This is a genomic window from Acidimicrobiales bacterium (assembly GCA_030747595.1).
GTDB lineage: Bacteria > Actinomycetota > Acidimicrobiia > Acidimicrobiales > MedAcidi-G1 > UBA9410.
On sequence record JASLKK010000065.1, the window covers coordinates 1 to 589 of the forward strand.

General features: G+C 50.9%; 1 protein-coding gene. It reads right to left on the reverse strand.

Annotated elements, in window-relative coordinates:
* Window positions 1-293: 293 nt before the first annotated feature.
* Window positions 294-589 (reverse strand): hypothetical protein (locus QF777_12115; GenBank protein ID MDP6912276.1); only part of this gene is annotated, 296 nt, incomplete at its 5' end.

The window sequence follows — 589 nt, forward strand, 5'->3', positions numbered from 1 at the left end:
CTCTTGCAGCCTGACCTAGTCAAGTTGTAGAGAGTCATCGCGACCGGTAACGGCACGCGGGGCCGATCCACCGCAGCCTGGCAACAGAAGCGGAGGAGACCGCAGGGACAGACCGCTGACGGCGCGAAAGAACGCTGACTTTAGGGAAAGACCTTGAGGCAGGCCTTGTGCTAACTGATCCGGCAGTGTGACAGCCTAAAGACACAACCACGGGAATGGTCGTATCGCAAGCGGGTGCACTCCGACGGACGGGGGTTCGATTCCCCCCAGCTCCACTGTTAAATGAAACAGAGTTATGAATTCAGTTCCTTACGTTTTGCCATCATCACGGAATAATCATCCACCGGTTGTATCTTTGCAGTTCCGTGAGGGATGATCGGAAATAGGCCTGCGAAAATTTGCGACGTGCTGTCTGCATCTACCACAATGAAAAAATCATGACCTGGTCCATCAACCCAAGCACCTATGACCTCATTTACATTTTCTTTTAGTGAATCAAGAACGATGCCAAAAGTTTTTCCAGCAACTTCATCGTCATGAGCTGGGCATGTTGCCTCTGTGTGGTGATGTGTCACATGAAAGAGCATTA